31 protein-coding genes are annotated in these 25912 nt (G+C 70.8%); 19 read left to right on the top strand and 12 right to left on the bottom strand.

From position 1 onward, the window contains the following. Positions 1-48: 48 nt before the first annotated feature. The gene (locus WH85_RS16530; RefSeq protein ID WP_045742738.1) at positions 49-513 is read right to left on the bottom strand and encodes a MaoC family dehydratase; all 465 of its coding nucleotides are present in this window, start codon (positions 511-513) and stop codon (positions 49-51) included. Positions 514-585: 72 nt separating this feature from the next. Between WH85_RS16530 and WH85_RS16525 the strand changes: the two genes are divergently transcribed. Both WH85_RS16525 and WH85_RS16520 read left to right on the top strand, forming a co-directional pair. Next, positions 586-2787, top strand: a complete 2202-nt coding sequence (locus tag WH85_RS16525) for a putative bifunctional diguanylate cyclase/phosphodiesterase (protein ID WP_045742737.1) — start codon at positions 586-588, stop codon at positions 2785-2787. Positions 2788-2913: 126 nt separating this feature from the next. Further along, the gene (locus WH85_RS16520) at positions 2914-3654 is read left to right on the top strand and encodes a DinB family protein (RefSeq protein ID WP_045742736.1); all 741 of its coding nucleotides are present in this window, start codon (positions 2914-2916) and stop codon (positions 3652-3654) included. A gap of 48 nt (positions 3655-3702) precedes the next feature. Here the strand turns inward: WH85_RS16520 and WH85_RS16515 are convergent, their stop codons facing one another. Then, a complete protein-coding gene (locus tag WH85_RS16515) occupies positions 3703-3936 on the bottom strand; it encodes a hypothetical protein (protein WP_157411041.1) in 234 nt (77 codons plus the stop codon). A gap of 168 nt (positions 3937-4104) precedes the next feature. Between WH85_RS16515 and WH85_RS16510 the strand changes: the two genes are divergently transcribed. Next, the gene (locus WH85_RS16510; RefSeq protein ID WP_045742734.1) at positions 4105-4926 is read left to right on the top strand and encodes an SAM-dependent methyltransferase; all 822 of its coding nucleotides are present in this window, start codon (positions 4105-4107) and stop codon (positions 4924-4926) included. A gap of 74 nt (positions 4927-5000) precedes the next feature. After that, the gene (locus tag WH85_RS16505; protein WP_045742733.1) at positions 5001-5720 is read left to right on the top strand and encodes a DUF5984 family protein; all 720 of its coding nucleotides are present in this window, start codon (positions 5001-5003) and stop codon (positions 5718-5720) included. Here WH85_RS16505 and WH85_RS16500 read toward each other — a convergent pair. Continuing rightward, positions 5711-6538 (bottom strand): SIR2 family NAD-dependent protein deacylase, encoded by an 828-nt coding sequence (locus tag WH85_RS16500; RefSeq protein ID WP_045742775.1) that lies wholly within the window; start codon positions 6536-6538, stop codon positions 5711-5713. The genes WH85_RS16505 and WH85_RS16500 overlap by 10 nt on opposite strands. A 157-nt stretch (positions 6539-6695) precedes the next feature. On the opposite strand from WH85_RS16500, the gene WH85_RS50430 reads away from it, so the two are divergent. The 4 genes from WH85_RS50430 to WH85_RS16485 all read left to right on the top strand — a co-directional run bounded on the left by WH85_RS50430 (position 6696) and on the right by WH85_RS16485 (position 10989). Next, positions 6696-6929 (top strand): hypothetical protein, encoded by a 234-nt coding sequence (locus WH85_RS50430; RefSeq protein WP_157411040.1) that lies wholly within the window; start codon positions 6696-6698, stop codon positions 6927-6929. 149 nt (positions 6930-7078) lie between these two features. Further along, complete coding sequence (locus WH85_RS16495) at positions 7079-8854, top strand: ABC transporter ATP-binding protein (RefSeq protein WP_052720497.1); 1776 nt, start codon at positions 7079-7081, stop codon at positions 8852-8854. Then, the gene (locus WH85_RS16490; RefSeq protein WP_052720496.1) at positions 8851-10596 is read left to right on the top strand and encodes an ATP-binding cassette domain-containing protein; all 1746 of its coding nucleotides are present in this window, start codon (positions 8851-8853) and stop codon (positions 10594-10596) included. The genes WH85_RS16495 and WH85_RS16490 overlap by 4 nt, the downstream gene beginning before the upstream one ends. A 72-nt stretch (positions 10597-10668) precedes the next feature. Further along, on the top strand, positions 10669-10989 hold the full coding sequence (locus WH85_RS16485; RefSeq protein WP_157411039.1) for a hypothetical protein: 321 nt from the start codon (positions 10669-10671) through the stop codon (positions 10987-10989). Positions 10990-11136: 147 nt separating this feature from the next. On the opposite strand, the gene WH85_RS16480 is transcribed toward WH85_RS16485, so the two are convergent. Together WH85_RS16480 and WH85_RS16475 are read right to left on the bottom strand one after the other, a co-directional pair. Beyond that, positions 11137-11763, bottom strand: a complete 627-nt coding sequence (locus WH85_RS16480; RefSeq protein ID WP_045742731.1) for a hypothetical protein — start codon at positions 11761-11763, stop codon at positions 11137-11139. A 91-nt stretch (positions 11764-11854) separates the two neighbouring features. After that, entirely contained in the window at positions 11855-12169 is a 315-nt protein-coding gene (locus WH85_RS16475; RefSeq protein WP_045742730.1) for a YciI family protein, read from the bottom strand. A gap of 148 nt (positions 12170-12317) precedes the next feature. On the opposite strand from WH85_RS16475, the gene WH85_RS16470 reads away from it, so the two are divergent. Continuing rightward, complete coding sequence (locus WH85_RS16470; RefSeq protein WP_157411038.1) at positions 12318-12797, top strand: hypothetical protein; 480 nt, start codon at positions 12318-12320, stop codon at positions 12795-12797. Between the two features lie 428 nt (positions 12798-13225). Here the strand turns inward: WH85_RS16470 and WH85_RS16465 are convergent, their stop codons facing one another. Together WH85_RS16465 and WH85_RS16460 are read right to left on the bottom strand one after the other, a co-directional pair. Next, positions 13226-13561 carry a hypothetical protein gene (locus WH85_RS16465; RefSeq protein WP_157411037.1) on the bottom strand — a complete coding sequence of 112 codons (336 nt, stop codon included), beginning with the start codon at positions 13559-13561 and terminating at the stop codon, positions 13226-13228. A gap of 43 nt (positions 13562-13604) precedes the next feature. Further along, positions 13605-14384, bottom strand: coding sequence for an alpha/beta fold hydrolase (locus WH85_RS16460; protein ID WP_045742727.1), 780 nt, complete (start codon positions 14382-14384; stop codon positions 13605-13607). 89 nt (positions 14385-14473) lie between these two features. Between WH85_RS16460 and WH85_RS16455 the strand changes: the two genes are divergently transcribed. Genes WH85_RS16455 through WH85_RS16445 form a run of 3 tightly spaced genes read left to right on the top strand, consistent with a single transcriptional unit; the run spans position 14474 to position 17950 of the window. Then, the gene (locus tag WH85_RS16455) at positions 14474-16111 is read left to right on the top strand and encodes a GMC oxidoreductase (protein WP_045742726.1); all 1638 of its coding nucleotides are present in this window, start codon (positions 14474-14476) and stop codon (positions 16109-16111) included. Further along, complete coding sequence (locus tag WH85_RS16450) at positions 16108-17529, top strand: flavin-containing monooxygenase (RefSeq protein ID WP_045742725.1); 1422 nt, start codon at positions 16108-16110, stop codon at positions 17527-17529. Before WH85_RS16455 ends, WH85_RS16450 begins: the two co-directional genes overlap by 4 nt. A gap of 25 nt (positions 17530-17554) precedes the next feature. Next, positions 17555-17950, top strand: coding sequence for a hypothetical protein (locus WH85_RS16445; RefSeq protein ID WP_157411036.1), 396 nt, complete (start codon positions 17555-17557; stop codon positions 17948-17950). Here the strand turns inward: WH85_RS16445 and WH85_RS16440 are convergent. Further along, positions 17925-18368: a hypothetical protein gene (locus tag WH85_RS16440; protein ID WP_157411035.1), complete on the bottom strand. Its 444-nt coding sequence runs from the start codon at positions 18366-18368 to the stop codon at positions 17925-17927. The genes WH85_RS16445 and WH85_RS16440 overlap by 26 nt on opposite strands. An 83-nt stretch (positions 18369-18451) precedes the next feature. Between WH85_RS16440 and WH85_RS16435 the strand changes: the two genes are divergently transcribed. Genes WH85_RS16435 through WH85_RS16425 form a run of 3 tightly spaced genes read left to right on the top strand, consistent with a single transcriptional unit; the run spans position 18452 to position 19716 of the window. Next, on the top strand, positions 18452-18682 hold the full coding sequence (locus WH85_RS16435; protein WP_052720494.1) for a hypothetical protein: 231 nt from the start codon (positions 18452-18454) through the stop codon (positions 18680-18682). A 19-nt stretch (positions 18683-18701) separates the two neighbouring features. Further along, positions 18702-19499, top strand: coding sequence for a hypothetical protein (locus WH85_RS16430; protein ID WP_045742723.1), 798 nt, complete (start codon positions 18702-18704; stop codon positions 19497-19499). Positions 19500-19524: 25 nt separating this feature from the next. After that, on the top strand, positions 19525-19716 hold the full coding sequence (locus WH85_RS16425; RefSeq protein ID WP_045742722.1) for a hypothetical protein: 192 nt from the start codon (positions 19525-19527) through the stop codon (positions 19714-19716). On the opposite strand, the gene WH85_RS16420 is transcribed toward WH85_RS16425, so the two are convergent. Then, entirely contained in the window at positions 19713-20111 is a 399-nt protein-coding gene (locus tag WH85_RS16420; protein WP_083449036.1) for a PASTA domain-containing protein, read from the bottom strand. The genes WH85_RS16425 and WH85_RS16420 overlap by 4 nt on opposite strands. A 77-nt stretch (positions 20112-20188) precedes the next feature. Further along, a complete protein-coding gene (locus WH85_RS16415; RefSeq protein WP_045742721.1) occupies positions 20189-20788 on the bottom strand; it encodes a TetR/AcrR family transcriptional regulator in 600 nt (199 codons plus the stop codon). Between the two features lie 55 nt (positions 20789-20843). On the opposite strand from WH85_RS16415, the gene WH85_RS16410 reads away from it, so the two are divergent. Continuing rightward, positions 20844-21953, top strand: coding sequence for a glycosyltransferase (locus tag WH85_RS16410; protein ID WP_052720491.1), 1110 nt, complete (start codon positions 20844-20846; stop codon positions 21951-21953). Between the two features lie 21 nt (positions 21954-21974). Here the strand turns inward: WH85_RS16410 and WH85_RS52935 are convergent, their stop codons facing one another. After that, the gene (locus WH85_RS52935) at positions 21975-22475 is read right to left on the bottom strand and encodes a LuxR C-terminal-related transcriptional regulator (RefSeq protein ID WP_245673956.1); all 501 of its coding nucleotides are present in this window, start codon (positions 22473-22475) and stop codon (positions 21975-21977) included. A 146-nt stretch (positions 22476-22621) separates the two neighbouring features. On the opposite strand from WH85_RS52935, the gene WH85_RS16400 reads away from it, so the two are divergent. Then, a complete protein-coding gene (locus tag WH85_RS16400) occupies positions 22622-23665 on the top strand; it encodes a pectinesterase family protein (RefSeq protein WP_045742767.1) in 1044 nt (347 codons plus the stop codon). A gap of 106 nt (positions 23666-23771) precedes the next feature. Here the strand turns inward: WH85_RS16400 and WH85_RS16395 are convergent, their stop codons facing one another. Further along, positions 23772-24203: a YunG family protein gene (locus WH85_RS16395; RefSeq protein ID WP_045742720.1), complete on the bottom strand. Its 432-nt coding sequence runs from the start codon at positions 24201-24203 to the stop codon at positions 23772-23774. Positions 24204-24370: 167 nt separating this feature from the next. On the opposite strand from WH85_RS16395, the gene WH85_RS16390 reads away from it, so the two are divergent. Both WH85_RS16390 and WH85_RS16385 read left to right on the top strand, forming a co-directional pair. Further along, positions 24371-24592, top strand: a complete 222-nt coding sequence (locus tag WH85_RS16390; RefSeq protein ID WP_045742719.1) for a hypothetical protein — start codon at positions 24371-24373, stop codon at positions 24590-24592. Further along, entirely contained in the window at positions 24589-25896 is a 1308-nt protein-coding gene (locus WH85_RS16385) for a serine hydrolase domain-containing protein (protein WP_052720490.1), read from the top strand. Before WH85_RS16390 ends, WH85_RS16385 begins: the two co-directional genes overlap by 4 nt. Positions 25897-25912 lie beyond the last annotated feature (16 nt).

Genomic DNA, 25912 nt, shown 5'->3' with positions numbered 1-25912 from the left:
GACATCGACGGGACGCTGCTGTCGGCGTACCCCTCAGAAAGGGATCTGTCAGAGGTAATAGCGGTAGACCGGGCGGGCCACGCAGGCGGGTTTCGCGGATCCGTCGAGCTCGACGGTGAAGTCGTAGGTGGCCTGGACGCCGCCTTGGACGTCCTCGACGCTGACCACCGTGGCGCGCAGGCGGACCTTGGAACCGACCCGCACGGGGGAGGGGAACCGGACCCGGTCCAGGCCGTAGTTGATGCCCATGCTGATGCCCTCGACCTTGAGCAACGTGCCGAACAGCGGGATGACCAGCGACAACGTCAGGTATCCGTGGGCGATCGGGCCGCCGAACGGGCCGCCCGCCGCGCGCTCGACGTCGACGTGGATCCACTGGTGGTCGCCGGTCGCGTCGGCGAAGGTGTTCACCCGCTCCTGGGTGATCTCCAGCCATTCGCCGGTGCCGAGGTCGCGGCCGGTCAGGGCGCGGAGTTCGTCGAGGCCGTTCACCGTCACAGTCTGTCGATCCATACCCTTCAAAATCTCACAGACCGGGTCCGGACAACAGCTCACCTCCGGCACCGTCCGGCCGATACGTCACGCATGCGACCGAGCGCCCGCCACGTCTGGTGGATCTACCTGCTCGTCGCCGGTGCCGCGGCCGCGGTGTACCTGGTGTGGCCGTTCAGCGACACCACGCGCTGGATCTACGTGGCTGTCAACGTCGCCGCCCCCTTCGCCGTGGCCGTCGGGATCCGCCGGCACGCGCCCCGCAAACGGGGCAGCTGGCGTCTGATCATGATCGGTCTGGTGCTGTCCGGGATCGGGGACGTGCTGTTCGCCGCGGGAAAGGCGCCGCCGTTCCCCTCACCCGCGGACGTGCTCTACCTTCTCGGTCATCTCAGTGTCGCCGCCGGTGTCGCGCTGCTCGCCGCGCGGGCCGGCCGGACCGCGTTCATCGACGCCGCGGTGATCGTCACGCCGCTCGCCAGCCTCGCCTGGATCCTGGTCGTCGAACCGACGACGGCGGCCGGTGGCAGCGTGACGGCCCAGTTCGTGGCGGTCACCGCCCCGGCGAACACGCTGATCGTCGTGTACTGCGCGCTCGCCCTGGCGCTCGGCATCGAGCTGCGGCCCCCGGCGGTGCGGCTGCTGCTCGGCGGGCTGCTCGCCTGGTTCGTCTCGGACGCGTTCTACACCCATCAGAGCCTGACCGGAACGTACGCCGAAGGTGGTCTGATCGATCTGGGCTGGATGTCCATGCCGATCCTGATCGCCGCGGCGGCGTTGCACCCGTCGATGTCGGCTACCACCCCGCGCCGGTCCGCACTGGGTGCGCTGACCGTCCGGCGGGCGCTGGTGCTGTTCGGCGCCGCGCTGCTGCTTCCCACCCTGCACCTGCTGTGGAGCTCGGACGACGACATGGCGCTGGTGGCCGGCTCGTGGGTGTCGATCGCGCTGGTCGCGGTCCGCCTCACCGCCCCGATCCACGAGCTGGCCCTGCGCGCCGGGCACGACGCGCTGACCGGTCTGGCCAACCGCAGTCTGCTGATGGACCGGCTGTCACTGTCGCTGGGGTCGCTGCCGACCGACGGCCGGGCCCGGGTCGGCCTGCTCTTCTGCGACCTGGACCACTTCAAGAACGTCAACGACAGTCTCGGTCACGACGCCGGCGACCAACTGCTGGTGGCGATCGCCGGCCGGTTGCGCGGCGCGGTCCGCGACTCGGACGTGGTGTGCCGGCTGGGCGGCGACGAGTTCGTGATCCTGATGCCGGGAATCACCGAGGACGACGCGACAGGTGTCGCCGACCGGGTGGCCGGCGAACTGGCCCGGCCGATGCTGCTCTCCGACGGCAGCGAGTTCTTCGCGTCGCTGTCGGTGGGGCTGCGCACCACGGCCGACCCGAACGCCGACCCGGACACCCTGCTCCAGGACGCCGACATGGCCATGTACCAGGCGAAAGCCGCCGGCCGGGGACGGATGGTCCGGTTCGACGAGCGCAGCCGGGCCGACGCCACGCAACGGCTGCGCCGCGACGCGGACCTGCGCCGCGCCCTCGCGCATCCGGGGGAGCTGTTCTGCGTCTACCAGCCGGTGTTCCGGGTCGACGACGGGACGCTGTCGTCGGTCGAGGCGCTGGCCCGCTGGCGGCACCCGGCCGAGGGGATCCTGCCGCCGGCCGAGTTCGTGCCGGTCGCCGAGGCCACCGGCACGGTGGGCCAGCTGTTCACGATCATTCTCGGTCAGGCGCTTGCCGAGCAGCGGGACTGGCACGAGCAGACCGGGCGGTGGATCCCGGTCGCCGTCAACCTGTCGCCGCGGCAGATCTCCGACGAGACGACCGACATGGTGCTGACCGCCCTGGAACTCACCGGCGCGCCGGCCGGGTCACTGACCCTGGAGCTGACCGAGACCGGACTGGCGTCCCCGGAGACGGTCGACGCGGCGCTCGGCCCGCTGCGGCGCGCGGGCGTGCAGATCGCGGTGGACGACTTCGGCACCGGCTACTCGTCGATGGCCCGTGTCGCCGACCACGGCTGGGACATCGTGAAGATCGACCGTACGTTCGTGACCGGGATCAGCCTCGACGCGTCCCGGCGCAACCTGGTCGACGCGATGGTGTCGATGGCCCACGCGCTGGGGATGATGTCGGTCGCCGAGGGCGTCGACGACCCGGCCGACCTGGCGGTCCTCGGCGAACTGGGCTGCGAGTTCGCCCAGGGGTTCGTGCTGGCGCATCCGACGGACGCGGCGGGGATCCTCGAACTGCTGCCCCGTCCGGCCATTCTCACGGGTACGTGACCCTGCGGGTGCCATACTGCCGCGCATGACGTCACGGCACCGTCCCCGCTGGTCCTTCGCGTTTCTGGCGGCGGGCGCCGCGATCCTCGTCCTGAGCCGCCGGCGCCGCACCGCCCGGACGTTCCGGTGAGCGACGACGACCGGCCGCGTTTCGTCGGCACGAACCTGAACGGCGCCCAGTTCATCGGCGCCCACCTGTCCGGCGTGGTCATGCGGGACGTCGTTCTGCACAAGGCCGACATCGACTCGCCGTGGCTGTTCGAGGACGGCAACACTCTACTGGTCAATGGCGTCGACGTGCTGCCGTTCGTCGACGCCGAACTCGATCGCCGATTCCCCGGCCGGGAACGACGCCGGGCCACCGATCCCGACGGCCTGCGTGCGGCGTGGGCTTCCCTTTCTCGTACGTGGGAAAGCACCCTGACCCGTGTCGACGCGATGCCGCCGGGCACCGCCGACGCAACGGTGAACGGGGGCTGGTCGTTCGCCCAGACGCTGCGCCACCTGGTGATGGCCACCGACACGTGGTTCCGCGGGGCCGTCCAGCGCAATCCGTACCCGTACCATCCGATCGGCATCCCGAACGGCGAGTTCGAGGCCGACGGTTACGACATGTCGGTGTTCTCCCACCCGAACCCCACCTACGCCGAGGTCCTCGCGGTCCGCGCCGAACGGTTCGCCATGGTCGGCGATTTCCTGTCCGCCGTGACGGCCCTCGAGCTGGCGTCACCGCGCCGGCATCCGTGGGCGCCGGAGGACATGACGAGCGTCCTGTCCTGCGTGCACACGATCCTGAACGAGGAGTGGGACCACCTCCGTTACGCCGTCCGCGACCTCGACGCCCTCACCACGCCGCCGCTTCGCTGAGCTCCTGCTGCCGTCACGTCCTCGCTGTTGCGGCCCGGCGCCTCTGATCTATGGCGCGTCGTTGCGGCGGCGGCCGGAGGCCAGGATGCCGACGAGCCGGATGGCGGTGACGAGTGCGCTCAGTGTGGTGATGTTCCACAGGGCGGTGGACAGGCCCTCCTCGCCGCCGGTGAACCACCGCAGCGGCACGTACACCACACCGACGACGGCGAAGAAGCCCACGGACGCCGCCAGTCCGCGCCAGCCGTCGCCGTGGACCGCCTCGTGCCACAGGTTCTTCATCGATACCGCCTCGCTTGCCGGTTCCACTGCCGTCGATGATCACATGTTGGCTTCTGCATGACCGAATCTGATCTGACCGGACTCAGTCCATAGTGGATCTCTGTACGCTGAGTGACCGGTGTAGGGTCGCCCACACGGGTGACGGCATCGTCTTACGGAGGCTGCTCGGTGGCACGTGATGAGGAAGAGGGTCGCGGCGTCGACCTGCAGACCGACCGGGCGCACGGCGCGCGGATCTACGACTACATCCTCGGCGGCAAGGACAACTTCGCCGCGGACCGCGAGGCCGGTGAGAACTCGCTGAAGATGTGGCCCGCGCTCAAACCGCACATGCACGCCAACCGGGCCTTCATGCACCGCGTCGGCCGCTACCTGGCCGCCGAGGCGGGCATCCGCCAGTTCCTCGACATCGGCACCGGCCTGCCGACCCGGCCCAACCTGCACGAGATCGTCCAGTCGGTCGACCCGACCGCGAAGGTCGTCTACACCGACAACGACCCGCTCGTGCTCGCCCACGCGCGGGCGCTGATGCTCGGCACGACGCAGGGCAGCACCGCCTACATCGATGCGGACATGCGCAACCCGCAGACGATCACCTCCGCTCCGGAGTTCATCGAGACACTCGATCTGACGAAGCCGGTCGGACTGCTTCTGATCGCTATCGTCCACTTCATCGAGGACGACGACGAGGCGCTGAAGGTGGTCCGGCAGGTGCTCGACGTGCTGCCGTCGGGCAGCTACCTGGCGATGTCGATCGCGACCGACGAGTTCGACCCGATCCCGCTGGCCAAGGTGCAGCAGGAGTACAACCGGCTCGGCGAGACCCTGATCTTCCGGAAGCGCCCGACCGCCCTGTCGTTCTTCGACGGTCTGGAACTGGTCGAGCCGGGCCTGGTGCAGGTGCACAAGTGGCGTCCGGACGGCTCCGAGCCCGCCGACGTCTCCGACAAGGACATCGCCATGTACGGGGCGGTCGCCCGCAAGCCCTGACCCTCGGGCCGGTTTCGATGTGGGGGCCGTGGAACTCACGGGTGGCGCGGCCCCGCGTCGGGCAGGATGGCGTCGTGCTGAGGTTCGAGTTCGTGCTGCGTACCCTCGACGAGGTTGCACCGTGGGGTGGCGACCGGCCGACGCTGCACTGGTTCGGACTGACCGACGGCCGGTTCGGGATCAGCGGCGACGGCTGGCGGATCCTTCCGGACACGGACTACTACGTCGTCCGCCTGTGGGAGGACGTGATCGTCCTGCGGCAGGTGCTGGAGGAGCCGGTCCCGGAGGATCTCCGGTGGTTCGTGGACGGGTCGGAGCCCCGCCGTGAGTGGCCGGAGGGCGACTGGTCCGCCGAGGTCGACGCCGCCATCGATCTCCAGGGTGACTTCGATCTGCCGCTGCATTACCTGGAGCGGCCGCCGGCCGTGCGGTTCTGGCGGCACATCGTCGACGGCCGGGACGTGGTGACGGTCAGCCAGCGGATCGGGGAGCGGGCCCGGGACTGTTACGAGGGGCCGCCGGTGCTGGAGGTCGACGTGCCGACGGCGGAGTTCTTCGCGGCGGTCGACGACTTCGACAGGCGGCTCATCGCGGCGATGGACGAGCGGGTGGCCGCCCTGGAGCGGAGCGGCCCACCACCCGGGGTCGACCTCGACGTGCGGCAGCTGCGGCGGGAGCATGATGAGCGCAGCACCTGGCTACGGCAACGTTTGAGCCTGCCGCGGACCGTCGACTGGGCCGCGGTCCGCGCCGGAGCCGCCGAGACCGCCGCCTGGCCCGTGGATCAGGACTGAAGTGCTTCGACCAGGGCGGGCAGCGCCTGCGCCGCGGACTGGTGCAGGTTGACGACGGCGAGGGTGTCCAGCGGGGTGGCCTGCGGGTTCACCTGGATCACGGCGGCGCCGAAACGGGCCGCGACCCGGGGGATCTCGGCAGCGGGGTAGACCAGGCCGGACGTGCCGACGGTGAGCAGCACGTCGCATTCGGAGGCGGCCAGCACCGCGGTTTCCAGGGCGTCCTCGGGCAGCGCCTCACCGAACCAGACGACTCCGGGCCGGACCGCCCCGCCGCAGCGCTCACACGACGGCGGGGTGATGCGACGGCCTTCGTCCGCAACACCGGCGGTCGAAGACGAGCCCGGCGACGGCGCGGGAGACGAACTCGGTGAGGATTCCGGCGACGTGACCGTGGAACTCTCCACAATTGCGGGCGCGGCGCACACCGAGCAGCGCGGCGCGAACAGGCTGCCGTGCAGATGCAGCGGATCCACACTTCCGGCACGTTCGTGCAGGTCGTCCACATTCTGGGTGATCACGGTCAGGGTGGGGACGAGCCCGGCCAGCGCGGCGACCGCGTCGTGCCCCGGGTTCGGGCGGACCCGCAGGAGCTGGGTGCGGCGCCACTCGTACCAGCCCCAGACCAGGGCGGGATCGTCGGCGAACGCCTGCGGGGTGGCCAGCGCCTGGGCGTCGAACCGCTCCCACAAGCCGGTCAGCGCGTCCCGGAACGTGGGCACGCCGCTCTCCGCGGAGATCCCGGCGCCGGTGAACACGACGACCCGCTTCGCCTGACGCAGGATGGTGGCGGCATCTCGTATCCGATCCACTTCGATCCCCTCCCGTTTCCGCTGCGTATTCCAGCACGGACGAGTCCCGTCGCGCATCACTGATCCGGTCCGGCGTCGTTGATCGGTGTGGAGAGGCGCCGAGCGGGATCGGTGTGAGAAGCGCCGAGTAGGGGAGAGACCGGATGTCCACGGTGGAGGAGCGGTGAGCGGCCGCAGGCGTGCGCCCGCCGCCGTACTGTGGAAGCGTCGACTGCGGTACGCCGGGTCGCGGATGCTGACCACGATGGGCGACTGGACCGCCCCGGGCCCACCGGGTGAGACGGCCCGTCCCACCTGGTCGGAGGCGAACGTGAGTCACCTGGTCGGCGCGGTGACGATCGTGACCGGCCTGCTCTTCCTGGCGATCATGGTGGTGACCTGGTTGGCCAAGGCCTGACAGCCCGCAAGACCATTCCCCACCGCCATCTTGTACGCCCGGAGCACGGTCGACGACGGGCATGCTTTGACGCGTACCCCCGAAGAAGCCGCAGCGGGCGCACCTGGCGCGACCCGACCGGTTTATGGTGGAGGCATCGGGGGTCATGGATGATCAGCGAGCGTCTGCGTCTGGTTCGTCTGTTGCCGGCCGGTGGCGTCAAGGCCGCCGCCGTGCTGGTGTTTCTGCAGCTCGTGCTGGCTGTCGTGCCGACCGCATCGGCGTGGTCGGTGGGCCGCATGGTGTCCGCGTTCGTCGCCGGGAGGGCCGCACTGCCGACCGTGCTGGCGGTGGTGACGCTGCTGGTCGTCCAGCAGGTGGGGTGGCTGCTGCTGGAGGTGACCGAGGCGCACGTCGCGCGGCGTGTCGACGGAGTGCTCCGGGCCCGGGTGCGCGCCGCGGCGGCCGGATCGTCCGGTCTGGAGGTGCTGGAGAGCGCGGCCTTCCAGGATCGGGCGGCGCGCGCGGTGGATCCCGGGATGGGCGTCGCCCGGGAACGGTCGGCCGGCAACGCGGTCACCGGGCAGGTCACGCTGATCTTCCGGATGGTGTCGGCGCTGGCCGCCGCGGTGCTGCTGGCCACCTTCTCGGTGCTGCTCGCGGTGGCCGTGCTGGGTGTCTCGCTGTGGCTGCGGGCGGTCCTGCGCCGCCAGTGGATCGCGGTGATCGACAAGCTGGACGCGGACACCGCCGGTCAGCGGTATGAGTACTACGTCGCCACCCAGGCGGTGATGGGCGCCGCCAAGGACGTGCGGCTCTTCGGGCTGAGCGGGTTCTTCGGTGGGCGTTTCCGGTCATCGGTGGCGCGGACCTACGGGCCGGTGTGGCGGGCGATGCTCGACGTGCTGCGCCGCCTGTGGTGGGCCGGCCCGGTCAGCGCCCTGTCCGCGGCGGCCGTGCTGGGCTTCCCGGCGCTGACCCTCGACGACGGCCGGCTGATCACCGTGGTGCTGGCCGGCATCGGCGTGCTCAGCATCAGCCAGATGGGCCAGGAGGCTTACGACATCGAGTACGGCCTGCGCGGTCTGCTGGCCGCCGACGAACTCGCCGTCACCACCGGCCGGATCCCCCCGGCAAAGCCGGTCGCGCGGGCGCCGGGAATCCGGTTCGTGAACGTGAGCTTCCACTATCCCGGCAGCGACCGGCCGGTGCTCGACGGCTTCTCGCTCACCCTCCGGCCGGGGGAGACGGTCGCGGTCGTCGGCGAGAACGGGGCCGGCAAGACGACGATGGTCAAGCTGCTCGCCGGTCTTTACGCCCCGACCGCGGGGACGATCACGGTCGACGGCGTGGACCCGCGGACGCGCCGCCCGCCGATCACCGTGCTGTTCCAGGACTTCGTGCACTACCCGTCGAGCGTGCGCGACAACGTGACCGCCGGTGTGCCGCCGCCGCACGACGACGCTGACGTGCGTGCCGCCCTGGAGCAGGCCGGCGCGACCGGCCTGCCCAGCGACCTGTCCACCTCGCTGTGGCTCGAGGGCGCCGGCGGCACCGATCTCTCCGGCGGGCAGTGGCAGCGGGTGGCCCTGGCCCGCACCCTGTACGCGGCCCGCGCCGGCCGCCGCCTGGTGGTGTTCGACGAGCCGACCGCGAACCTGGACGTTCACGCCGAGGCGGCCTTCCACGACCGGGTGATCGGCCGGTCCGCGGGCACCACGACCATGCTGATCTCGCATCGATTGTCCACGGTCCGGGCCGCCGGCCGCATCGTGCTGCTCCGCGACGGCCGGGTCGCCGAGGACGGCAGCCACGAGGAGTTGCTCGCCCGCGGTGGCGACTACGCGCGGTTCTTCACCACGCAGGCGGCGGCGTTCCGGGAGCCGACGTCTTTCGGGGAGTCGACGTCTTTGGGAGAGTCGACTTCTTTGGGGGAGTCGACGTGACTGCCTGGCTTCGGCTTCTGGCCGAGGTCACCCGGTTGACGCTGCGCGCCGACCGGCGGGCGTCGATCCTGCTTGCCGCGGTCACGGTCGGCCAGACGGCGGTGATCGCCGGGATCGGCGTGAGCCTGCGGCTGCTGGTCGACGGCGAGACGGCCCTGGCGGTGACGCTCGGGGCGCTCGCGTACGGCGTGTCGCTGAGCACCGGCCGGATCCGCGGCAACCTGATGACGTTCCTGATCAGCCGGGTCCGCGGGATGGCCAACGAGCGGGTCATGCGCGACGTCGCCGGCATCCCGACGCTCACCCACCTGGAACACGGACCGTACATCGACCGTTGGGACCGGCTGTTCCGCGACTCGCAGGCGATCGCCGCGTTGCCGTGGTCCACCCTCGACACCGTCGTCGCCGTCACCGGCCTGGGCGTGACGGTGGCATTGTTGTCCGCGGTCGACCCGGCGCTCAGCCTGCTCGCCCTGCTCGGCCTGCCGGTGTACGCGGCCGGCCGGCGCGGAGACGCGCTGCTGCGGGCGGCCCGCGACGACACCACCGAACTGCTGCGCCGCGAACGCCGCCTCCACGAACTGTGCGTGACGCCGGAACCGGCCAAGGAGGTGCTGCTCGGCGCGTACACCCTCGACGACGACGCGAGCGCCCTGTGGGCGGAGGCGGCCCGCCGGGAGACCATCGCCCGGCTGCGCGGCGCCGCGTGGCAGTCCCTGGCCTGGCTGCTGTACGCGGCCGGGTTCGCCGGGGCGCTGCTGACGGTTGCGAGCCTGATCCGCGGCGGGCACGCCACCGTCGGCGAGGCGGTACTGGTCGTCTCGCTCGCCACCCAGCTCGAAGGGCAGTGGCGGATGGTGCTGGTCAGCCTGACGTCGGCGGCCGAGGCGGGCCGGGTGGTGTCGCACCACTGGTGGCTGCGGGAATACCGGGCGGCGTTCCCGGACGCCGGGGAACAACCGCCGGACCGGTTGACCACCGGGATCACCCTGCACGACCTCCGGTTCCGCTACCCCGGCGCGGACCGCGCGGCACTCGACGGGCTCACCCTGACTTTGCCGGCCGGCACGACGGTCGCGGTCGTCGGGGAGAACGGGGCCGGCAAATCCACCCTTATCAAGTTGTTGATCGGCCTGTACGAGCCGTCGTCGGGCACGATCACGGTGGACGGCCGCCCGCTGCCGGCCCTCGCGGTCGACGCCTGGCGATCACGGCTGTCCGGGGTGTTCCAGGACTTCGCCCAGCTCCGGATGCCGGTCCGCGAGACGGTCGGCGTGGGCCAGGTGTCGCACGTCCGGGACACCGCGGTGGTGGCCGAGGCGATCCGGCTGGCCGGCGCACCGTACGGCGACGACCTGCAGAAACGGCTCGGCGCGGCGTTCGGCGGTGTCGAACCGTCCCTCGGCCAGTGGCAGCGGCTGGCGCTGGCCCGGTCGTTGATGCGGACGGTGGCCGGGGCGCGCCGTCCGCTGTGCGTGCTCCTCGACGAGCCGAGCGCGGCCCTGGACCCGCTCGCCGAACACGAACTGTTCCAGCGGTTCGCCGCGGAGGCCGCCGCGGCGCGGGCCGAGGGCGCGGTGACGGTGCTGGTGTCCCACCGCTACACGACGGTACGGTCCGCCGACCTGATCGTGGTGTTGCGCGACGGCCGGATCAGCGAGCAGGGCACCCACGCGGAGCTGATGGCGGCCGACGGTGACTATGCGGTGGCGTACCGGCTGCACGAACGCGCTTACCGCTGAACGACCCCCTGCTGGGTGACCGCGCCATGTGACCTGTAGAAACAGTGCCGGCGCCCCGCTCGGAGGAGAGAAATGAACCACAGCTTTCCGGTATTCGGCCTACTCATGATCGTGATGATGGCGGGAATCGTCCTTTTCGCCATGATGGTCCCGGTGGCCATGGGGAAGATCCCCGTTCCGCAGGGGGCGATCTGGGGAACGGCCTCGACGCTGTCGAGGTACCGGTTCGCGGCTTTCTTCGGTGCGCTGGGGCTGTCGTTCGGGGCGGCCATGAACAGCATCATCTTCTTCGTCGGAAGCCGGCACTCTGATGCCGTCAGCGTGGCGGTGCCCGCGGGGATCGCTGCCGCCCTCCTCGCCGGCTGGGCAGTCATGATCGTCCGAGCCCGGTAGCAGGACGGCGCCGGCGGACCGTGGAGTGTGTCAGCCAGCTGAGCCTTCGCCCCCGGGCGCGTGTTTGATCACGCCGCCCACGATAAAGCTGCGGCCCATCGCCGCGTACCACCAAAAACGGCATGTCACGAAAAATCGCCTTATAGGTTACGTGCACTTGAACCGGGCTGCCTCCGCTTCGACGACACCGACCGGGCCGGTGCCCGGTGAGGACGCACAGTCGTAGACGGCGGTGACCAGGTCTGACCAGGTGGCGACGCTGCCGGTGCGGGCCGAGGGCTCCCCGGCGCAGGTGTACGTCGTCCTGGCGGTGATCACGTACGAGGCGGTGTAGGCGACGTACCGCCCGGCAGCGACGTTCGTGACCGTCAGCGTGGTGCTGACGGTGTCAGCGGTGTGCTCGGTGTTGCGGGCGACGGTGTCGATCTTCTCGATCCTGTCGGCGGCGAGTTTCGCGTCCAGGGAGGTGAGGGCCACCTCCGGGTCGACGCCGGGGGTGTCGACCTCGACGATGAGCATGTCGCCGGAGACACCGTCCCGGAGCCGGCCGATCGGTTTCAGGTCCAGTTCGAGATCCGCGCCGGAGGCCGCTTCGGTCACCTCGCCGACGGCGCTGAGAGTGGGAGTGGCCTGAACACCGGTCCAGGTGAACACCGGATCGGTGCACGGCGCCGGGCTGGTTGAGGTGGTCGGCTCGGGGACGACGGGGTTGGTGCCGGAGCAGCCGGCTACGGCGAGGGCACTCGCCGCGACTGCCAGGATCCGTCGGCGCACGGGCGGCACCTCTCTGTCGTCACATGCGGTCCCCCTACCGGAAGGTACCGGCCCGCGCCCCGGCCGCGGAGACGTTCGGGGCCGAACGCCGCTATCCCCGCGTGAACCCGCCCGCGACCAGCCGGACCTCGACGCCACCGCCCTGCTGGACGGCCGGGTTGGTGGCGGCGATCCGCAGGGCGGTGTCGAGGTCGGGCGCCTCGAGGACGTAGAAGCCCGCGACGACCTCCTTCGTCTCGGTGAACGGTCCGTCGGTCACGACGCCGCCACGGATCGAGGTCACCTCCGGTTCCAGCGCGAACGCGGCCCGGAGACTCCCGGACCCGATCAGCTCCTCGGCGTGCCGGTCGTGCGCCTCGGCGTCGCCCGCCATCGCGGCGTAGATCAACACTGCGTACTGGGCCATGGCTGTCTCCTCATGTCGTCCGTCGCCACCCCGTCGAACGAGCCGCATCGAGATCGACAGCTGCGCCGTCGTGGGTCTTTCGGGGCCGGCCACGGACTCCGGGTGGACGGGGCTGCCCGCTGGCGGCGCATCGATACCGTCGACTGTCATGAGGTCGCGGCGGTGGGATTCGTACTCCTGGGTGGTTCTTGTCGTGCTCGGCCTGGCCCTGCTCACCTACTGCACTGTTCGCCTCTTCGGGTCGCCGGCGGCCGGGAGCGTCGACTGGCGCACCGGGGCCATCGCCGGGGCGTTGGGTGGGATCCTGGCGAGCGCCGGGTGGATCGGGCGGACGCTGCGCCACGGCCTCGGCGAGATCATGCCGTGGCAGTGGTTCACCGTGGTGCTGCTGGCCATCGCGGTGATCGTGCCGCACAGCACCCCCGGCAAACACGGCCCGCCGCTGCGGCCGGTGGCGAGTGTCGAGGACGCGGCGCTGACCGCGTACAGCATCGTGGCGCTGGTCAGCACGGCCGTGGTTGCGTTCCTCTGGGTCGCCGGGATCCGGACCGCCCGGCCGGAGCCGCCCGCTCCGGAGTCGAAGGTGTCGTTGCCACGCTACAAACGCAAGGTCCGTCGGCGGCGCTAGGCACGTTTCGTGGTCAGGGTGCGAAGCCCATCCGCGTGGTGATTTCGGCCGCGCTGGACGCCCGAAATCACCACACCCGTGGTGGGTGTGGTGATTACGGGCGCGTCGGACGCCCGAAATCACCACACGGACCCTGATGACGAAACGTGTCCAGGGTCGGTCCTCAGGCGATGGAGTACGCGTTGACCGTCCAGTTTCCGCCGGTCAGGTGGGCGACGTAGCCGGGCCCCAGGATGCTGAAGCCGTCCTCCCCGGGTGCGGCCCCGTCACCGCGGTAGCCGCCGCCGATGTATGCCCCGAACGCCTCGTCCCAGCCGAAGGCCGACTTGGTGTTCGCGCCGGGCTGCAGGATCGCGTCGTAGGTGCCGTGGGTGCAGACCCCGTCCGCGAGGTGGACGCAGGCCGCACTAAGGCGTGAGAGCGGCCGGTCACTGCTCCGGGCGAGACGCGAACTGCGGGTAGAGGGCGGCGATCAGCTGCGGGTCGGCGAATCCGCGCTGGAAGGCCTCCCACGCGATCGGGTCCTTGTCGGCGGGCGGGCAGTTCTGCGGGATGCGGCTCGACGCGCGGACGAGGCCGCCGCCGTACCGCTCGAAGGCGAACTCGGCGTCGTCCTCCGCAAGCCCGAACTCGGCGGTCAGCGCCCGCACCACGTCGTCGAAGGCATCCGGGTGGGTGGCCAGCCGTGCGATCAGGTCGACCACGTCGGCCGGGGTGCGTCCCGGCGGCAGCGGAATCGTCAGATCGTCCGTCCACCCCGACATGTCGCCGTCCTTCCCGCGGTTACCGGATACCGCCGCCAAAATATCAAGTTCGCAGGATGGCGTCGGCGCAGCGTTGGGGGTCGTCGCTGAAGGGCAGGTGGCCGCAGCCGGGCAGCCGCACGTGGCAGGCCGCCGGCAGCACCGTCCGGGCGCGTCGTGCCTGGCTGCGGTAGGGCAGGATGCGGTCGCGGTCGCCCCACGCGATGGTCACCGGGGTGCGGGTGAGCGCGCCCGGCGCGTCGAACCTCCAGGGCCGCAGGCCGGTGAAGGCGTCCCGGGCCGCGTCGAAGCCGGGGGCGCGGGCCAGCGCGCGGGCGTCGGCGAGCGCGGCGCCCGGATCGAGCCGGCCGGGCCGGGCGTAGAAGGGCGAGCACAGCGCGGTGCGGCCTGCGGGGGACGCCATCAGCTTCGGGAGAAGACCATTGAGGTGTACGGCGAGATCACGCGCCGCGGTGACACTGGACTGGCACCATCGCCGTCCGGCCACGGTCCAGAAGCCGACGGGGGAGAAGGCGGTGACCGACCGCGCGTGCCCGCGCCGGCCGAGTTCCAGGGCGACGCCGCCGCCGAGGGAACTGCCGGCCACGGCGGGCCGGTCCAGTCCGATCTCGGTGAAGAACTGGGCGAGGCGGTCGGCGTACCCCATGATCGAGGTCCCGGGTCCCGGAGAGTGACCGAAACCGGGCAGGTCCAGGGTGATCACCTCGCGGACGGCGGTGAGCAGCGGCAGGAGCGGCGCCCACACGGCCTGATGGCTGCCGAGTCCGTGGATCAGGACGAGCGGCGCACCGTAGCCGGTGCGGATATACGCGAGGTCGCTCACCGGTCAACGATGGACCCGGATTCGCGCTGTGGGCAAGACCCGGAAACCTGTTGTTGACACGCCGCCAATAGCGATGTGATGGTACGCCGATGTCGTACGACTACGACGTCCTCGTCATCGGCTCCGGGTTCGGCGGCAGCGTGACAGCACTGCGCCTGACCGAGAAGGGCTACCGCGTCGGCGTCCTCGAGGCCGGCCGCCGCTTCACCGACGACCAGTTCGCGAAGACGTCCTGGCGGCTGCGCGACTACCTGTGGGCGCCCGCGCTCGGCTGCTACGGGATCCTGCGGCTCACCCTGCTCAAAGACGTGATGATCATGTCGGGGGCGGGCGTCGGCGGAGGTTCCCTCGGGTACGCGAACACCCTCTACGAGCCGCCGGAGGCGTTCTACGCCGACCCGCAGTGGGCCGGGATCACCGACTGGAAAGCCGAACTCGCCCCCTGGTACGACCAGGCGAAGCGCATGCTGGGAGTGACCGTCAACCCCGTCGAGACCGCATCCGATCACGCGCTGCGCGCCGTGGCCGAGCGGATGGGGGTGGCGCACACGTTCCGGCGTACCCCGGTGGGTGTGATCTTCGGAGAGCGCGAGGGGGCCGCCGTGCCGGACCCGTTCTTCGGCGGCGCGGGACCGGCCCGCCGCACCTGCACCCTGTGCGGCGCGTGCATGACCGGCTGTCGGGAGAACGCCAAGAACACATTGGTGAAGAACTATCTGTATCTGGCCGAACAGGCCGGTACGACGGTGCATCCGCTGACCACCGTCCGCACGGTCCGCCCGCTCCCGGACGGCGGCTACGCGATCGGCACCCGTCGCACCGGTGGGCGCGGGCGGCGCACGTTCACCGCGGGTCAGGTGGTGTTCGCCGCGGGCGCCCTCGGCACCCAACGGCTCCTGCACCGGATGCGCGACCAGGGCGTTCTGCCGCGCGTCTCGGCACGGCTCGGCGAACTCAGCCGCACCAACTCCGAGTCGATCCTGGGCGCGCGCACCCGCGACCGTGACCGCGACTTCACGCACGGCGTCGCGATCACCTCCTCGATCCACCCCGACCCGGTCACGCACGTGGAACCGGTCCGCTACGGGCCGGGCAGCAACCTGCTCGCGCTGCTCGCCACGGTGCTCGTCGACGAGGGCCGTCCGCGCTGGTGGGAGGCGCTGCGCCGGCTCGCGCGGGCGGGCCGTGACCTGCGCCTGTACGTCTCACCACGCCACTGGTCACGGGAGACGATCGTGCTGCTGGCCATGCAGCCGCTCGACAACTCGATCACCGTGTTCCGGCGTCGCGGGCGATTGACCAGCAGGCCCGGCATCGGCTCGCCGAACCCGGTGTGGGTGCCCGCCGCACACGACGTCGCCCGCAAGGTCGCGTCCGAAATCGACGGGGTGGCCATCGGCGCGGCGACGGAACTCGTCGGACGTCCGGTGACCGGGCACTTCATCGGCGGCTGCGCGATCGGCGAGGTGGTCGACCCCTACCTGCGGTTGTCCGGCCATCCCGGCCTGCACGTGATCGACGGTTCGGTCGTCGCGGCGAACCTCGGCGTCAACCCGTCCCTGACGATCACCGCGCTGGCGGAACGGGCCGTCGCGCTGTGGCCGAATCTGAACGATCCGGATCCGCGTCCGGCGCCGGGCGAGCCGTACCGGCGGGTCGACCCGGTCGCGCCCCGCAGCCCGGCGGTCCCCGCGCACGCCCCGGCGGCATTGCGGTCCCGCTCATGAGGATCGCGATCATCGGGGCGGGGTTCGGCGGGATCGCGGCCGCCGCGGAACTCCTGCGCACCGGATTCCGCGACATCGTGCTGCTGGAGAAAGGCGACCGGATCGGCGGGGTGTGGCGGGCCAACACCTATCCGGGATGCGCCTGCGACATTCCGGCGCCACTTTACTCGTATTCGTTCGCGCAGAATCCGCTGTGGAGCGGCCGTTTCCCGCCGCACCACGAGATTCAGCGATATCTGGAATCCTGCGCTGCCGACCTGGGCGTCACCCCGCTGATTCGGTTCGGTGTGGAGGTCGTCGCGGCGACCTGGGACGGCGCCCGCTGGCGACTGCAGACCGGCGCCGGTGACGAGATCGTCGCCGATGTGCTGATCCCCGCGGTCGGCCAGCTGTCCCGCCCGTCGACACCCGTTCTCCCCGGGGCGGAACTGTTTCGGGGAACCGCCGTCCACACCGCCGCATGGCACCCCGGCGTGCCGGTCGACGGGCAGCGGATCGCGGTCGTCGGCACCGGGGCCAGCGCCATTCAACTCGTCCCGGCGATCGTCGACCGCGCCCGGCACGTGACCGTTTTTCAACGCAGCGCCCCCTGGACGTTGCCGAAACCGGACCGTCGCTACGGGCGGGTGCGGCGGGCGGCGTACACGAGAATGCCGTTCCTGATGCAGGCGGCCCGCGCCGGAACCTGGGCCATGACCTGGGCGACCGGCCGGGCAGTGACCGGTGACCGGGTCGCGCTCGCCCTGATCAGGGGCGTGTCGACGGCGCAGCGCCGACTTCAGGTGCGCGACCCCGCGTTGCGCGCCAAGGTCACCCCCGACGAGCCGATGGGCTGCAAACGGGTCCTCTTCACCAACGCCTGGCTGCCCACCCTGGCCCGCCCCGACGTCACCCTGACCACCGAGAAGATCGTCGCCGTGACCGAAACCGGCATCCGCACCGCGGACGGCGCCGACCATCCGTGCGACGTGATCGTCTACAGCACGGGATTCGCCGCGACTGATTTCCTGGCCCCGATCACGGTGACCGGCCGCGACGGTCTCCTGTTGTCGGAGGAATGGCGCGACGGCGCCCACGCCCACCTCGGAATGACGGTTCCCGGATTCCCCAACATGTTCCTGATCTACGGCCCGAACACCAACACCGGCAACACGTCGGTGATTTACTTCCACGAGGCGCAGGCCCGGTGGATAGCGCAGGCCCTACGGCTGGCTTCGAGTCCTTTGGAGGTACGCCGTGAGCGCGCCGAAGCCTACGACCGCGAAATCCAGTCCCGCCTGGCCGGAAGTGTGTGGACGGGATGCCAGAGCTGGTACCGCACCGCCGCCGGCCGCGTCGTGACGAACTGGCCCGGAATGGCCGCCGAATACCGCCGCCGCACCGCCCGCCCCGACCCCGGCGACTTCCTCCACCCGTAGCCTTCCCGGCGGGGGAGGATTCGCGTTGAGCGCATTGGCAAAGTTGGAACGGTGGAGTTGGCGTCAGATCGGCGAGCCGGAGAATCCGAGCGCCGGTCCGGTGCACCTGCTGTTCGCGGACGGCAGCGGCATTCTCATCGAAGGCCGCAGCGACTGGTCTCTGGAGATGACGGAGACCACGCGGGAAGACGACGCGTGGCGTGCCCGATTCGATTACGACGTGGAGGGGTCGCGGTGGTCGGTACGGGACGCCTCCCGCGAGTCGCCGTTCCTGCCGGTTCTGGGAAGACGGCTGACCAGCCTGGAACCGATCCACAACGAGGTCGGTGAGGTGACCGGTCTCCGGCTGGACTTCGACGGCCGGCTGATCACCCTGAACATGTGGCAGGGTGAGGTCACCGCCGGCCCGGTGCGTCGCTGACCGGGTCCGGACTGAACTGGGCGAAGTCGTCCAGGCGGCTGAACGGCACCACTTTCGCCGCCACGGTCGGGTGGCCCTCCAGACGTGCCTTGAGGAGGCGGTGCATGCCGTCCAGGACAGTGAGCCCGGTCGGACGCTGGAGGACGTGGATCGGGAACGCCAGATCGGCTGACGTCGTTCGCGCGTACTGAACAGTGAAGGTTGTGGGGTGTTGCGCGACGGCCTCGGGAGTCAGCACGAACGGTCGTCCTCCGAAAGACCACAGGGGGAGTCGCAGATGCCATGCGAGATCAGCGGTGGGCACCCGCGTCACCGGGAGCTCCAGGCTCCACAGGCGCTCCCGGTCCCACAGGAAGTCGAGCACCACGGCGTGGAGCGCCGGCGGCATGGCGTGGAGAAGCGGGAAAGGAGTCCGCACGAACGTCAGTCTGCCCCTCCCCGTCCACCCGTCGAAATCGCGTTGAGGGGGCGTGTCTCCGGCCGCCCGATCCGCTGCTTCCCGTGGTCCGCGGCATCCTCCAGCGGGACGGCGCCATGGCGGCGCTCCGGCATATGCGCAGAGCCGTGCCGCAGCTGTCACTACTGGAGGTCAAGGACTACGTCGATGCCGTCCGGGACGGGGGTGAACCCGCAGAGGAGCTGATCAGCCGCACCCGCGACAAGCCTCGGCGCACGTATTTCGCCATCGAGACCCTCGCCGGCCCGGTGCGGCAGGCATCAGAAGATCGATGACCGTGGCACGATGCGAGCCGTGCGTCCTGGACCCTTCATTCTGGCGGCTTCGACGTTGTTCGCCGCGGCGCATGTGGCCGGGGTACTCCTGGCGGTGCCGGTCTGGCGTTACGCGGAGGTGGCGAGCCTCGGGCTGGCTCTCGTCCATGCCGTGCTGGTGGGGCTGCCCGCACCTCGGTGGGCGGTGCCGGCCTTCCTGACGGTGTTGCTCGTGGATGCGGTGCGGACTGTTCCGGCCGTGCCCGGCGACTCCTACGGCTGGCAGGTGCTCAGCCCCGGTGACGCCGCTGACGTGCCGTCCGGGTTCGAGGTCGCGCTGGCCGCATGCTGGGCGCCGATCGTCGCGGTCGTACTGCTGCTGATCGCGTGGCGCCCCTGGCCCCGCCCGTCGCGGGCGGTTGCGGTGGCGGCGCTGCTCACGGGTTTCCTGGTCACCGGCTATGCAGCGGTACGGGCTTCCGCCTCGGGCAGCGCCGATGACGTGTGGACGGTGAGCTTGGCGGTGCTGCCTGCCGTGGCGCTCGGGCTGGCCGGCCTGGCCCTCGCGATGGTGCTGGCGGGGACAGGGGATCGGCTGGCTGCGGCCGGCGCGCTGTTGTTGACGGTCGTCGCGTTGCCGAACATCGATTCCAGCATCGCGGGTGTTCTGCTGCCCTACAACGTCCAGCAGAGCACCGGGCTGTTCGGCTGGGATCTCATCAGGCCGTCCCTGTCACTGCCTCAGCCGATGCCGGCGTTGACGACAGCCCTGGAGATGACCGCGTACCTGCTGATGGTCGCCGGACTCACCGGGCGCCGATCCAGGCAGGACGCTTGACCGGCGCGATCGGTATCGTGCCGGAATGGACGAGGGCGGAGCGGTGGGGGACGGCCCGCCGGCCGACGGGATGCGGTTGTCCGTTCGGATACGACACGACTTCACGGTCGGCGCCGCCGATCGTCTGCTCGCCGCGGCCCGGCGGACCCATCGGCGGCTCAACCCGGATGCGAGCGCGGACGACGCCGCGACGATGGTGACGTCGGGGCGTGATTAGCCGTCGGTGTTCTTCTTCACGGTCGCGGTGATGAACGAGTCGGCCTCGACCGTGGTGCCCGCCTTCGGATCCTGCGACAGGACCACCCAGTTCGCGTCGATCACCGGCAGCCGGTTCGCGCCCGTGGCGTCCTTCGCCGGTGCCACGTGCAGGCCCGCGGCACGCCACAGGTCCTGCGCCGACTGGTAGTCCAGGCCGACCCCGTCCGGCACCTTGATCTTCGCGGCTTTCGGCGCCGGCGCGGCGGTCGTGGTGCTTTCCGGGGCGGCGGATGTGGTCACCACCGTGGTGGTGACCACGGGAGCCGGTTCCGCGGGGTCGTCGGGCGACCCGCAGGCGGCAACCGCCAGCAGCGTCATGACGGTCAAGCCCAGCGTGAGGCGTCGAGCGATCATGTTTCCCCAAACGATCGGTGTCCCTGATGTCCAGAGTCTCAGGCGTCACCGGGAACGTGCGACACACATCGCGGCCGTCATGGAGTGAAGAGTGCGGCAGGGACGGCCTGGTGCAGCCATTTCTCGGACTCGTCGAGAGTCCAGCCGAGCTCGTCGGTACGCAAGAAGTATGCCGTGTTGGACAGGTGCAGCCAGAGCAGGTCGGTGGCGTGCCGGGCGTCGACGCCGTCGCGCAGGGCGCCCATCTCGGCCAGCCGGTCCGCGGTCACCCGCAGAGCGCCCCGCAGGCCCTCGTGGGCGATCTCCTGGATCTGCCGGACCCCGTCGTCCTGGGGTGCGGCGGCGGCGACCTGGCGCATCAGCCCCGACCACACCTCGAACCGCTGGCGCGTGGCGGTGATCAGGAAGCCGACGAGGGCGGCCGGGTCGGTGATCGTCGCCAGGTGGGCGACGGCTTCGGTGTTGTCGTCGGTGTCGACGCCGTTCTCGATGAGGGCGCGCAGCAGGCCGCTCTTGCCGCCGCCGGCCGCGTGTACCCAGGCGACCGAGACGCGGGCCTCGGCCGCGATGTCGCCGACCTTGGTGGCGAAGTAGCCCTGCTCGGTGAAGAGCCGGCGTGCGGCTTCGAGGATTGCCCGCCGGGTCTGTTCGGCGTTCTCCGCCCGTCTGGTACCCACTCCGAGATCCTACTCACTAGAGTGGTGTCAAGTGAGTGGAGTACAGTCCACCGGCATGCGAATCCTGTTCACGGCCGTGCCCGCTTTCGGCCATGTCCTGCCCCTGCTTCCGCTCGCCAAGGCGGCCCGTGCGGCCGGCCACGAGGTGGCTCTGATGACGCACGCCTCGATGGGGTCGGCGGCGCCGTCGATCCCGCTGCTGCCCGGCGGCCCGAGCACGCCGGAGATCCTGGCCGACGTCACCCGGCGTACCGGCGGCGACGCGATGACCGACATGGCGGCCTTCGCCGTCGAGTACTTTGTGGAGACCCGGCTGCGCGCCGGTGCCGCGGAGGCTCTGCGCGCCGCCCGCGATTTCGGGCCCGACCTTGTCGTGGCGGAGATGTCCGACTATCTCGGTCAGTTCGTGGCGGCGGCCCTCGGGGTCCGCTGGGCCGCGCACGGCGCCACCCTGCCCCTGATCGAGCCGCTCGCCGCCCAGTTCGGGGCGCGGGCCGCCGAGCGGTTCGCCGACCACGGCGTCACCCCCACCGCGGCGTTCGCCTACGTCGACCCGTGGCCGGACAGCCTGATCCGGGACAGCGACCGCTACTTCGCCCCGCGCGTCCCGGTCCGGCCCGAGGCGCACACCGGCGAGGGCGCGGCGTGGGTCCCGCCGGTCTTCACCGGCCGAGAGGATCGCCCGACGGCGCTGCTCACGCTCGGGACGGTCGTCGAGGATCCGGCGGTGCTCACCCGCGCCGTCGCGGCGACCACCGCCCTCGACGTCAACGTGCTGCTCGCCCCGCACACCGCGGAAGACCTCGATCTAAACAAGATCGACCCCGCACGGGTACGCGTAGCCGGCTTCGTCCCGATGCACGACCTGCTCGCCGTCTCCGACCTGGTGGTGTCCGCCGCGGGTGCCGGTACCGTGCTGTCCACGCTCGCCGCCGGGCTGCCGATGGTGCTGCTGCCGCTCGGCCTGGACAAGCCGGTCAACGCCGAGCGGGCGGCCGCGACCGGGGCCGCCCTCGTCGTCGACGATCCCGACGATCCCGACGAGATCGGAGCGGCGGTCGCGAAGGTGCTCGCCGACGACACCTACCGTGCGTCGGCCCGGGCGGTGGCCGCCGAGATCGCGCGCACCGACAGCCCCGCCCAGGTGCTGGAGAGACTGATCTGACGAGCACCGCGCCCGAGACGATCAGATCCAGCCGTTGTCCCGGGCGCGGTGGGCGGCCTCGATCCGGTTGCGGGTGCCGGTCTTGCCGATCGCCGCGGACAGGTAGTTGCGGACCGTGCTCTCCGACAGGTGCAGACGGGACGCGATGTCGGCGACCGTCGCGCCACCCGTGCCCGCGGCCAGCACGTCCCGTTCCCGGTCGGTCAGCGGGTTCGGGCCCGCCGACAGGGCCGCCGCGGCCAGCGCCGGATCGATGACCTTCTCGCCGGCGTCCTGCAGCATGGCGCCGATGCGGCCGGCCCGGACGGCGTCGGCGGGCGGGCCGCCGAAGAGGGTCGCGGTGCCGCTGTCCGGTCCGATCAGGCCGAGCATGACGGCGATCGTGGTGGTCTTGCCCGCGCCGTTCGGGCCGAGCAGGGCCACCAGGCTGCCCTTCGTGATTGACAGGGCGACGTCGTCGACGGCTCGGACCGGTCCGAACCGGCGGGTGATTCCGGTGAGGCGTACCGCCAGGTCATTCATGACGATCACGCTAGAAGTGGGGGAGGGGGCACCGGCAGATCCGTCGATACACGGCCGGGCGTGACAAATGCACCGAGACTACTGATCGAGAAACATCAATGTTAACGTTCGCCTTCCACCGTCTCCCCATCCCCATGGAGATTCCGATGTCCCCACGTGACAGGCTCGTCCCCCTGTCCGCGTGCGCGGCCCTCACCGCCACGCTCCTGTTCGCCCCACCCGCATTCGCGGCCACCACCATCACGGTCGCCGCCGACGGCAGCGGCAACTACACCACCGTCCAGGCCGCGGTCGATTCCGTCGCGGCCGGCAACACCACCGCCGTGACGATCAACATCAAGCCGGGTACGTATCGCGGCGTCGTCACCATCCCGGCCACCAAGCCGTACCTCACCCTCGTCGGCACCGGCACCGCCGCCACCCAGTCGGTGATCGTCGAAGGGCACGCGGCCGGGCAGACCAAATCGGACGGCAGCACCTACGGCACGTCCGGCAGCGCCACCGTGTTCGTCAACGCCAACGACACGGTGATCCGCAACCTGACCATGTCGAACGACTTCAACGAGGCGGCGTACAACCTCGACGCCGAACAGGCGGTCGCGGTCAACACCTCCGGCGACCGGGTCCAGTTCGACAACGTCCGGATCCTCGGCAACCAGGACACTCTGCTGGTCAACTCGCCGAGCGCGTCGACGGTGCGGCGCCTCTACGTGCGGAACTCGTACGTGGAAGGCGACGTCGACTTCATCTTCGGCCGCGGCACGATGGTCTTCCAGAACGGGACGGTGCACTCACTGACCCGCGGATCGTCGTCGAACAACGGCTACATCACCGCCGCAGCCACCGACATCAACAACAAATTCGGATACCTTTTCTGGGGTACGACGCTGACCAGCAACGCCCCGGCGAAAACGGTCTACCTGGGCCGTCCCTGGCACCCGAGCGGCGACGTCAACGCCCGTGGTCAGGTGCTTTATCGCGGGGTCAGCATGGGCGCACACATCCGCGACGACCCGTGGACCGACATGTCGGGCTTCTCGTGGAAGGACGCCCGGTTCTCCGAGTACAGCAGCACCGGCGCGGGCGCCGTGGTCAACAGCAACCGCCCGCAGATGACGGCGTCCACCGCCACCCAGTACGTCCCGACGGCGTACCTGGCCGGCTCCGACGGCTGGAACCCGATCCGCTGATCCCGCGCCGCCGGCCATGTGTCGCTGAAGGCCGCCGGAACAAGAGCCGCGTCCCGGCCGCAAGAGCGCCGGGGCGCGGCTTCCGCCCGGGACGTCACACCGCCCGTCAACTCTCCGAGGGCGCCGGCGGGGAATCGGTGGCGAGGGCGGCGAGGACCCGGTGGCTCAGGGTCTCGTACTGGTCGCGGATCCGCCACGGCCCGGTCGGCGGGCGGGGCAGCGGCACCCCGCCGACAACCGTCTCGTAGGGGTGGAACTGGTCGGCGGTGAGGTCGGCCGTCCGGCCGTCGGGCAGCCGGTTCCAGAAGTGGTGACCGACTTTGACGCCGTCGACGAGAACCTCGCCGAGGATCAGGTCGCCACCGAGCAGATCCTGGACGACGAGTGCGGTCACGTTGCACTGGCCGCGGGCCGGGTTGCCCGGGTGCCAGTCCGCCAGGTCGTGCGGGTCACAGGTGTCGGCACCCCAGGCGGCGCGCAGCAGCGGCCGCAGCCGCTCCAGGTCGATCGCCGGGCCGATGATCGTGTCGGTTGTCATGCGTTCACCGTGGAGTCTCGACCAGGTCGAGAGTCAAGGCCGGCGAAGGCTCCCGGCGAGCGGTAACGCCCGCGGGGGCAGTGTTGATCAATCGCCGGCCGGTCCGGCCCCGGATTCGTCGATCACCGCCACCCGGCCACCCTATCGATCCGTCTAGCATCGTCGGCATGGCGACGCGGCTGGTGCAGATGAACATGAAGGCTAGGGACGACGTCACCCTCGGCGCGTTCCGGGCGCAGGCGCTCGGCTGGGAGACGTCCAGCGAGGGGCCTGGCGTGACCAACCTGGAGCCGGCCGGTCTCGACTGTATCGGGCAGGGTGACGACGTGTCGTGGGTGATGACGGCCGACCCGGAGGGCAGCGAATTCTGCCTCCTCACGCCGGCATGATCGCCCAGGAGTGGGCCCGGGAACTGGAGCGACTCGACCGGAACGTCTCGTCCGGCCGGCTCTCGCCGGACACGGCGACGCTGACGGAGCTGATGGGTGTCTATGCGGTTCCCGGGGTGAGCTTCGCGGTCGGGGACCTGAGCGGTGAGGTGTGGGCGGCCGGATTCGGCACGGCCGGCACGGGACGACCGGTGACCGCGGAGACCGGGTTCGCGGCCTGCTCGATCAGCAAGCACGTCACCGCGTTCGGGGCGCTGCGCCTGGTCCAGCAGGGGGTTCTCGAGCTTGACGGGGACATCGGCGGGCACCTCACCTCGTGGCGGCTCCGGGACCGGGCGGGGCACCCCGCGAACGTCACCGTCCGGCAGCTGCTGGCGCACACCGCGGGACTGTCGGACACCTGGTACCGCGGCTATCCCGCTGATCAGACGCCGACACTGCTGCAGGTGCTGGACGGCAGCGGGCCGGTGACCACGCCGCCGGTCCGGGCGACGATGCTGCCGGGGAGCCGGTTCCGGTATTCGGGAAGCCACTACACCGTGCTCGAACAACTGATGGTGGACGCGACCGGGACTTCGTTCGAGGAGCTCATGCGTACCCTCGTGCTGGAACCTCTCGCGATGAGCGGCAGCAGCTTCGACCAGGGGTTTCCGCACCGCCGGCCGGATCTGGTGGCGCACGGCCACCACGGCGGCGGCGTCCCGGTGCCCGGCGGCCGGCGCACCCAGCCGGAGAAGGCGGCGGCCGGGTTGTGGAGCACGCCCGCCGATCTGATCCGGCTCGACCTGGAGATCGCCCGCGCGGTCGCCGGGGAGTCGACGCTGCTGGACCGCGAACTGGCCGATCAGATGCGGACGCCGGCGATTCCGGGTGGCGGCTACGGGCTGGGCACCGAGACCGGCGAGCGGTGGGGGCACACCGGGCAGAACGTCGGGTACACCTGTTTCTCCTACGTGTGGCCGGACCGCGGCATCGCCGTCGCCGTGATGACGAACTCGGAGGACGGCTGGGAGGTGCTGGCCGCTGTCCGTGCCGCGGCCGACCGGCTCTACGCCGTCACGCCCGTCGACCGGGGAACCGCGGCCGCCGGCCGGTACTTCCTGCGCGACGACTACCCGGTCGACATCACGGTCACCGACGACGGCGTGACCTTCGCCGCGCCCGGTCAGCGCCCGGTCGTGCTGACATCCACCCCGGACGGCTACCACCACCCGGGACTCGACCTGGCGATCCGCTTTCCCGGGCCCGGCGTCGTGGAACTGCGTCAGGAGGGCACCGTACAGACCGCGGCATCCCGGCCGTAGGCCACGGCGATAAGAT

Source organism: Actinoplanes rectilineatus (assembly GCF_000962825.1).
Lineage (GTDB): Bacteria > Actinomycetota > Actinomycetes > Mycobacteriales > Micromonosporaceae > Actinoplanes > Actinoplanes rectilineatus.
The sequence above is the reverse complement of the archived record's forward strand: the minus strand, read 5'-3'. Positions and strand labels throughout refer to the sequence as shown.